Raw genomic sequence first — 7,326 nt, forward strand, 5'->3', positions numbered from 1 at the left:
TATTTGGAAAATATCAAGAAAACAAAAATAAAATTTTAATGCACACGTTTTTGCCCTTTTTATTAATTTCGCCAAAAAATCCCAAAAAGAAATGATAAATGTAGGTAGAGGAATTATTTTGATGCTTGTGGCAGGGGTATTAACTCTTTCATCTTGTAAACGGAAGCCTGTCATTACTGAAGTAATGCTTGATGGGAATATGGTGTTTGACCCCTCCCTTCTTCACCCAGAGGGATATTTAGTTTCGTATTCTGCTCCCACACCTTCAGCAGAAGAGCAAGAAAAGCCCATAATTATAGCTGCCCATGGGTATACAGCCACTACCTTTGAATGGGATGAATTTCGGAAATGGAATGGAAGTGAAAGCGAAGTTCAAGTTTCCCAAGTGCTCTTAGGTGGGCATGGTCGAACTTACGAGGACTTTATAAAGGCAAGTTGGAAAGATTGGCAAATGGGAATAGTAGAAGAATATAATAGACTTAATAAGGCAGGATATAAAAACCTAAACTTAGTGGGCTCATCTACAGGAGGAACCCTAATCTTAGAAATGCTCGCTTCTGGATTTTTTGAGGGGAAAGTCGCTCCTAATAATATTATCCTTATAGATCCACTGGTAGTACCAGCCAATAAGATGCTTTCTCTAGTTAAAGTTTTGGGACCTTTTGTCGGTTACATGGAAGAGGAGCAAGGGGAAGAGGAAGATAAAGTCTTTTACCATTTTCGACCTTACCAAAGTCTTGTGGAGCTAAATGAAATAAGTGAAATTGTCCGAGATGAATTGGAAAAAGGAATAGTCCTTCCCAAAAACACTCAATTAAAGGTGTATAAGTCTAAAAGGGACCAGACCGTGGATCCGATTAGTGCAGAACTTATTTTCCAAGGAGTGAAAACCAATGATGGAAAAGAGGTGGAGGTGGAAATGGTAGATTCAGATTTGCATGTTTTTACTCGTTTGGCATTACGTGATTCGGTTTCAGAAGCTGATAAAAAAAGGCAAATAGCAACTTTTAAGGAAATCAAAAGTAGAGTATGGAATTGAAGAACGATTACTTTTTAAAGTAAAAACTTCTTTTTCAGAGCATCTTTAAAAATTTTCCATTGGCGGTCAATGGTTTTTGAAAAGCCTGATTTTCGTTTCTTCCTGAACCAGTAACCTCCGGCAACGAACTTATATAGGGCCTAATTCAAGCTTTTTAAACTCAATTTTCGCTACCAAATAAAATATTAAAAAAGTTCTTAGATCGGATTGATTCTGTTTTTTCAATAATCTTTTTCCATTCTGTAGGAATCTTCAAGTTTATTCTGAATTTCTCCCCCCCTTGATAGCACTTAAGTGCAAATCTTTAAAAGACATTTTATGTTTTTCCTAAAAGCAATAAACAATCCTAAAGATTTTTATACCAAATAAATAATTGTACGAATTTCCTTTAATTCTTCTTTGAACTACTGCCCTCATTTGATTGACAAAGGAAGAAAAATGTCTTGATCTTTCCTTGCTTAAAATTACTTTCTTTTTCCCTAAATATTTATAAGGATTATCCTATTAATAAGTTTGTCCTCAACCAAACGAAAAGAAGTACAAAAAAACCTATTCAGGCAATTTTATTACATCAATCAAAATATAACTAATTGATTATCAGAGGTTTATCAATTTATTCCTAACTTAATATCACCCTACTACTTTCTGTTTCAATAAATTCAATTTAACCAAAAAACTTTCTAATATCATGAAAAAAGGATACCTGTTCTTTGGAATATTAATAGCTGGGCTATTGATGTTTAATGAACAAAGTGTGGCACAAAAAAGAGGAAAAATTGTAAAGGAACGATTAGACCTCAATGGAAAGCCCAAATTTATAACTTTTGATGTTTCTAAAGAAGCTATTAATTCTTCAAATAGTCAAGAAGTTTTAAAGGCTCATTTGGAAATGAAAGATAATGATTCCTATCGAAACATTCGTAAATATGAAGATAAACTTGGTTTTGTACATGAAAAGTTTCAACAGTATCATAAGGGCATAAAAATAGAATTTGGCACCTATACTGTTCATTCAAAAAATAACGCGATTCAATCCATTAATGGTGATTTTATTCAGGTGGATGAATCTCTAAGTCTTCGACCTTCTTTGAGTGTGAAAAAGGCACTTTCATATGCTTTGGATTTTATAGGTGCAGAGGAATATAAATGGGAGGTGAAAGAAAAAACGGGGGGAGAAACCTATCATAAACCTAAAGGGGAGTTGGTTATTATTCGCAATTTTAGGCCTACCTCTCGGGAAGAAGAAGGGCAGGCTGTTCTAGCTTATAAATTTGACATTTTTGCCAGCAAACCATTTAGCCGTGATAATATTTATGTGAATGCCCATACTGGCGCGGTCGTATTGCGGGATCCTGTTATAAAACATACTGCCCCAGCTAGCGGATCAGCAGATACCCGGTATAGTGGTAGTCGTACTATTGATACCGACAGTTATAATGGATCTTACAGGCTTAGGGACTACAGCCGGGGTGCAGGCATTATAACTTATGACCTCAACAATTCCACATCTTATAGTAATGCCGTTGATTTTACAGATAACGATAACAATTGGACGGCTGCTGAATGGGATAACAGTGATGAAGATAATGGCGCATTGGATGCTCATTGGGGAGCCATGATGACTTATGATTACTTTATGAATGTTCATAATAGAGATAGTTATGATGGAAATGGCTCTGTAATTAGAAGTTATGTCCATTATGGCAATAATTATGAAAATGCAGGTTGGGATGACAACAATTTAGTAATGGTTTATGGAGATGGTGCTAGCCGCTTTGATGTATTGACGAGCCTTGATGTAGCGGCTCATGAAATAGGTCATGGTGTATGTCAATTTACTGCAGACTTGGTGTACTCCTACGAGTCAGGTGCACTAAATGAAGCATTTAGTGACATATGGGGTGCCTGTGTAGAAAATTATGCTGCCCCTGAGAAATCCATTTGGTTAATAGGTGAAGATATAGACACACAACAGGAAGCCTTACGTTCTCTGAGTGATCCTAAATCTCAAGGAGATCCGGATACTTATAAAGGAACTAATTGGTATAGCGGGTCCGGGGACTTTGGGGGAGTACATACCAATAGTGGGGTGCTTAATCACTGGTTTTATATGTTATCAGTGGGTAAGTCAGGTACTAACGATTTTGGAACCAGTTATAATGTAACAGGTATTGGAATTGATAAAGCAGAAGAAATTGCTTATCGAACCCTTGCCGTTTATTTAAGCTCTTCCTCTCAATATAATGATGCGGCTAATTATAGTGTACAATCGGCTGAAGATATTTTTGGGGCTGGTTCAAATGAAGTGGACCAAACGATTGAGGCCTGGAAAGCTGCAGGAATTAATGTGGGAACCCCTGATGATGAGTACTGTACTTCACAAGCATCAAATAATAATTATGAATGGATTGAAGGGGTGACTGTAGGAGGCTTTACTAATACTTCGGGAGCATCCTTTTATTCAGATTTTACCTCTATGCAAATCGACCTGGATGCGGGCTCATCTTATTCCATTAGCCTAGATCCGGGTTTTGCTAGCACTTCATATCCAGAGAACTGGAAAATATGGATTGACCTGGACCAAAATAAATCTTTTGACTCCTCTGAAGAAGTCTTTAGTGGTTCCTCGAGTAGCACTTTAAATGGAAATATTTCTATTCCTTCAGATGCTTTATCAGGCACTACGAGGATGAGAGTAAGTATGCAATGGAATGGAACCCCTTCTTCTTGTGATGATTTCACTTATGGAGAAGTGGAGGATTATACCGTAAATGTGGTGGGGGGAGCCAGTGCTAGTGCTACGTCATCTGAATTTAACTTTGATTTTTCCGATAAGGTAAATGATTTGGGTTTTCTTCATCCTAATCCAGCCTCTGGAATTGTAAAATTACCTTATGGCTCTAAGGGGGAAGAATTGCAATTAAGGGTGTATAGTATTTCTGGGCAGGTAATGGAAGCTGTTTCTTATGATAAGAACAATCAAGAGTTGGATATTTCGGCATTGTCCAAAGGACTTTATTTGATTCGGGTTAATACTGCGGATGGTATTAAAACTGAGAAATTAGTCATTGAATAATGAATTTAGGGAATGAGAGGGTGCGGTATTATTACTTTGCCACTTTCATTAAGTCAAAAGCATAATAATTAAGTATTGTAGTGTGGCCAAAAACAAAAGTTGTAGGGTAAAAGGAGCGTGGTGTGCAAAGAACGCTTCTTAAACTTATTATCAAGAAGGTTGTCCCTGAAAAATAGGGACAGCCTTTTGCTTTTTTTGACAAACGTCAAAATCCTACCTATACATTAATTTCAACTTATAATTTTTGCATTAACCCTTTAGTTTAATTGTGGTTTTTATGGAAAACCTAAAAAAATCTTATTTCAAAAATAAAGTAAATAATCTGTCCTTTTTTATTGAAGCTGATATTTCATTTTTAGATAAAAATTCTACTTTTGTTTGATGTGGGAATTAGTGAGAAGGTGTATTTATTTTCTAAATGAAGCTTTTAGATAAATTTTCATGGTCTTGAATAAAAAAAGAAAAGGAATGTTAGGCGCCTTAATGGATGAGTATGAAAGGGCATCTCTTGATCTAAAAAATATTCTTTCTAATCTATCTCTTGGGCAATTTGAAGAAATCAAAGACCCTCATACCCAGGATAAGGATTGTAAATCTATTCAAACCGTTATTTGTCATGTAGTGCAGTCCGGGTATACTTATGCCAACTATATAAAATCAGTTTATAGCACCGAATGGCTGGAATATGACCACCTTATCAACTCCCCAATGGAGGGTATTCAGGAGCTGGACAAGATGTTGGAGTATACCATTCAGTCATTGGAGGATAAGTGGGATAAGCCAATGGAAGAAATTCAAAGTTGGGAATTCAAGACTAGATGGGGAGTCACCTACGATATAGAACAATTAATGGAGCATGCCATTGTCCACATACTAAGACACAGAAGGCAGATAGAGAACTTCTTAAAAACTTCAATTATTCAAAATCAAAATTAATTGGAATTGCTGGAAACTGCCTTAAAATTGAGTACAGTTGAAAAGACTCTTGTTGATTGGCCACCATCCAGAAAAAGAGTTCAGCGAAAAGCTTGGTTCTAAACCGAAGCTTTTCACCGGGTTTATCAAACCTTATAATCTACCAAATGACGAGCGGATGTGGCCCCACCAATAAAACCGGCAACCTCCTTGTGTAGGGGATGAATTTGATAAGCATCCAGTGCATTTTTATCCGTAAATTCCGAATAAAGAACAACCTCAAAGGAGCTTTCAGTTTTACTGAAGTCCAGACCTACCTCTAAATGAAGGAGTCCCTCTATTTTGCCATTAAGAGCTTGCAATCTCTTTTTAATTTCTAAGGCCAGTTCAGGTTTCTTAAAACCGTGGGCTTCTTCTTTTAATTTCCAAAAAACAATATGCTTTACCATCTTAGAAAAATTTTTATGATTTTCTCTGAATCTTGAATTTTAAGAATAAAGGAGGATCTTGACAGTTTTTGAATCTCCATTTGTCAGGTTAAAATAACCCCATCCTAAAATCATTTAAAATATTCAATCTTATAATTTTTAATGACCCATTGAAATGGTCTTCGATTTGGAAGATTTAGAAACCAAATAAAGCTGGTTGTAGGGATCGTACACCAGGGATTGGTAAATTGGAGCAATAACACTAACCCCATCTTTTCGGAGAAGGCCATATAACCCATTATTTTGAACGATCATAAAACCATTACCCAAAACTTTAATGGCATCGTATTTAGGAGGAGAGATTCTTCTTCCATCTACATCGATTAATCCTAATCTATTTCCTTTATAGCTGATGTACTTACCATCATTAAGAGGTTGTATTTTATCAAATTCGGCTTTTTGAACTAGTTCCCCCTTTGAATTTATTAGGCCATATTTTCCACTTTCCTTTACAATAGCCAGACCATTTTTAAAAGACTGTACCTCCTTATAATGAGGCTGGACAATAATTCTTTCAAGTTTATCGACATACCCCCATTTTCCCAATATTTTCACTGCTGCCTTTTCCTCACTAAAGGGTTGGATTCCTTCGTAACGGTTGGCAATACGCAACCTTCCTTCCACATCCACAAAACCATACCTGTTTTTTATTTTAACTGCTAAATAATCATCACTAATACCCAAAAAATCTTGAATGGGGTTATTAAGCCCAAGTAAAACTCTACCGGATTTACTTAAAACACCAAAATTTTCCCCTTTTTGAAAGACATAGACAGAGTCCTGTAAAAGCTGGGAAATCTTATCATATTCAATCTTCAAAAGCCTTTTTCCCCATGAATTGATCAATCCCATTTTTCCCTGGGAATCAATTTCTATGACCGATTTTCCGTCTTTTCTTTTAAGTATATTTTCGCTCTTGTAAAGCACCCTTCCTTCCTTATCTACTAGCAGACTTTCGCCCTTTCTGATTTGAATACTGTTTTCATGATCAAGAAGGAGTATATTTTCAAAAAAGGGACGGCTCTTCCAATTTCCTTCTTCATCAATTAATCCATAGCCATCATGGTAGAAAACTTTAGCTCGTCCTCCTTTAAAATCAAATATGCTATCATATTTACAAGGGATTATCTCAATTCCCTGCTCATTCACATATCCCCAGCGTTTGTTTCTTTGAACAGGATACAAGCCATTTTCCTGCAAATGACCAATATTTTCGTAATTGAGAGGATTAATTCTTTTCCCCTTTTTATTTAAAATAACCCATTTAGCTTCCTTCCCTTCTCTTTTTTTTACAAAAAAGAAATCCCTTTTGATTTTCAAGCTATCAAAGTCGGTAGGTAGGGCCATCTTTCCATTCTCATCCATCAGGCCATACTTTCCAGCTTCCTGTACTAGTAAATAGCCATCTGTAAGGGCACCAATTTCCAAACCTTGAACCTCAGAGATAAACTGATTGGTAGGGGTAATCAGCATTTGATTTTTTCCGGTACTTGCTTTGTATAAGTTAGGAGCTATGGGTTGAATTTGATCAAAAAATAAAACTCCTTTTTTTTGGGCGGTCTGATCAAGAATTTCCCATTCAAGGAAAGACATAGCCTCAACTTTCCCCTCACCCTTAAAGACTAACTCTTTATATTGGGCACTAATGATCTCTTTTCCATTCTTATTAATAATTCCTTTTTTACCCTTCTGATGAATCAATGCGAAATCCCCATGGAAGGGCTTAATTTCATCGTATTTAAATGAACTTAATTGTTCACCTTTGGCATTAAAAAGAGCTGTTTTATTTTGAAAGTCTTTTACTGCAT

General features: G+C 36.1%; 5 protein-coding genes. 3 read left to right on the forward strand and 2 right to left on the reverse strand.

The genetic code is table 11. The features are described from left to right. The first annotated feature begins 91 nt into the window (after positions 1 to 91). The 3 genes from E1171_RS11915 to E1171_RS11925 all read left to right on the forward strand — a co-directional run bounded on the left by E1171_RS11915 (position 92) and on the right by E1171_RS11925 (position 5,051). Positions 92 to 1,039 carry an alpha/beta hydrolase gene (locus E1171_RS11915; RefSeq protein WP_155206230.1) on the forward strand — a complete coding sequence of 316 codons (948 nt, stop codon included), beginning with the start codon at positions 92 to 94 and terminating at the stop codon, positions 1,037 to 1,039. 688 nt (positions 1,040 to 1,727) lie between these two features. Next, complete coding sequence (locus E1171_RS11920; RefSeq protein ID WP_222931484.1) at positions 1,728 to 4,115, forward strand: M4 family metallopeptidase; 2,388 nt, start codon at positions 1,728 to 1,730, stop codon at positions 4,113 to 4,115. Between the two features lie 447 nt (positions 4,116 to 4,562). Further along, entirely contained in the window at positions 4,563 to 5,051 is a 489-nt protein-coding gene (locus E1171_RS11925; protein ID WP_187696415.1) for a DinB family protein, read from the forward strand. A 125-nt stretch (positions 5,052 to 5,176) separates the two neighbouring features. Here the strand turns inward: E1171_RS11925 and E1171_RS11930 are convergent, their stop codons facing one another. Beyond that, the gene (locus E1171_RS11930) at positions 5,177 to 5,479 is read right to left on the reverse strand and encodes a Dabb family protein (protein WP_155206232.1); all 303 of its coding nucleotides are present in this window, start codon (positions 5,477 to 5,479) and stop codon (positions 5,177 to 5,179) included. 138 nt (positions 5,480 to 5,617) lie between these two features. Next, a partial coding sequence (locus tag E1171_RS11935) for a WG repeat-containing protein (protein ID WP_155206233.1) occupies positions 5,618 to 7,326 on the reverse strand: 1,709 nt, incomplete at its 5' end.

The organism is Xanthovirga aplysinae, assembly GCF_009711365.1.
Taxonomy (GTDB): domain Bacteria; phylum Bacteroidota; class Bacteroidia; order Cytophagales; family Cyclobacteriaceae; genus Xanthovirga; species Xanthovirga aplysinae.

Excerpts from the sequence above, each read along its gene's own strand:
- E1171_RS11915 (WP_155206230.1), top strand. The coding sequence starts at position 92 with ATGATAAATGTAGGTAGAGGAATTATTTTGATGCTTGTGGCAGGGGTA.
- E1171_RS11930 (WP_155206232.1), bottom strand. The coding sequence starts at position 5,479 with ATGGTAAAGCATATTGTTTTTTGGAAATTAAAAGAAGAAGCCCACGGT.
- E1171_RS11920 (WP_222931484.1), top strand. The coding sequence starts at position 1,728 with ATGAAAAAAGGATACCTGTTCTTTGGAATATTAATAGCTGGGCTATTG.